The sequence below is a fragment of the Pengzhenrongella frigida genome (assembly GCF_004168625.1).
GTDB classification, from domain to species: Bacteria; Actinomycetota; Actinomycetes; order Actinomycetales; family Cellulomonadaceae; genus Pengzhenrongella; species Pengzhenrongella frigida.
Genome location: NZ_SDWW01000117.1, coordinates 1 through 1,261 on the forward strand (window position 1 = coordinate 1; position 1,261 = coordinate 1,261).

The 1,261-nt window shown below is 67.0% G+C and carries 1 protein-coding gene; it reads left to right on the forward strand.

Annotation, left to right across the window (positions count from 1 at the left end):
* The first annotated feature begins 69 nt into the window (after positions 1-69).
* Positions 70-1,229, forward strand: a protein-coding gene (locus tag EUA98_RS19575) for an IS3 family transposase (RefSeq protein WP_165372933.1) whose coding sequence is annotated in 2 segments (ribosomal slippage) — positions 70-348 and positions 351-1,229 — 1,158 coding nt in all. Because the reading frame shifts where the segments join, the coding sequence is not laid out codon by codon here.
* The last annotated feature ends 32 nt before the right edge of the window (positions 1,230-1,261 follow it).

Genomic DNA, 1,261 nt, shown 5'->3' on the forward strand with positions numbered 1-1,261 from the left:
GGGGCTGCTGCACCGATAGGTGACAACTGATCTGTGGGGACTGTGGTCCCCGCTGAGAGGATGTTCACCGTGCCTAGACCTCATCCGAAGGAGTTCCGCGACGACGTGGTGGCAGTGGCTCGCCGCGGGGAGGCTCCGATCGCCCAGATCGCCAAGGACTTCGGGATCAGCGACTCGTGCCTGCGCAACTGGCTCCATGCCGCCGATGTCCAGGACGGTCACCGTCCCGGCGTGACGGTCAACGAGTCCGCCGAGTTGCGCGACCTCAAGCGCCGTAACCGGTTGCTGGAGCAGGAGGTCGAGGTCCTGCGCAGAGCCGCGGCCTACCTGTCCCAGGCGCATCTACCGGGAAAATGATCTACCCGCTCGTGAGTGAGCTCGCTGGTGACGGGATCCCCGTCACGGGCACGTGCCGGGTCCTCAAGCTCGCAAGACAGCCCTACTACCGGTGGCTCGCCGCGCCCGTCACAGCCCGCGACCTGGCCGAGGCGCACCTGTCCAACGTGCTCTTCGACGCCCACCACGACGACCCCGAGTTCGGTCACCGACTGCTCGCCGACGAAGCCCACCGGGCCGGGTTGCGTGCCTGTGACCGGCGGGTCTGGCGGATCTGCCGGGACAACCAGTGGTGGTCGGTCTTCGGCAAGAAGCGGGCCAAGAACGGCAAGCAGCCCGGCCCGCCCTCCCACCAGGACCGCGTCCGCCGCCAGTTCCGCGCCGACCGACCCAACCAGCTGTGGCTCTGGGACATCACCGAGCACCCCACCGGTGAAGGCAAGCTCTACCTCTGCGCGATCAAGGACGTGTTCTCCAACCGGATCGTGGGGTACTCGATCAGCGACCGGATGACGTCCCGGATCGCCATGAACGCCCTGGTCAGCGCCGTCGCCCGCCGAGGCCACGTCGCCGGCTGCGTCGTACATTCGGATCGAGGATCGCAATTTCGAGCCAGGAAGGTGCTGCGCGAGCTGCACCGCCACGACCTCGTCGGATCCATGGGCCAAGTCGCCTCCGCCGGGGACAACGCCGCCATGGAGTCCTTCTTCAGCCTGCTGCAAAAGAACGTCCTGAACCGGCACCGCTGGGCCACCCGCCAGGACCTACGGATCGCGATCATCACCTGGATCGAGCGGACCTACCACCGACGCCGACGCCAAGCCCGCCTCGGCCGCCTGACACCCATCGAATACGAGACCATCATGACCACTCAGGTCGCACTCGCCGCCTGAGCCCGACTGTCACCTATCGGTGCAGCAGACCC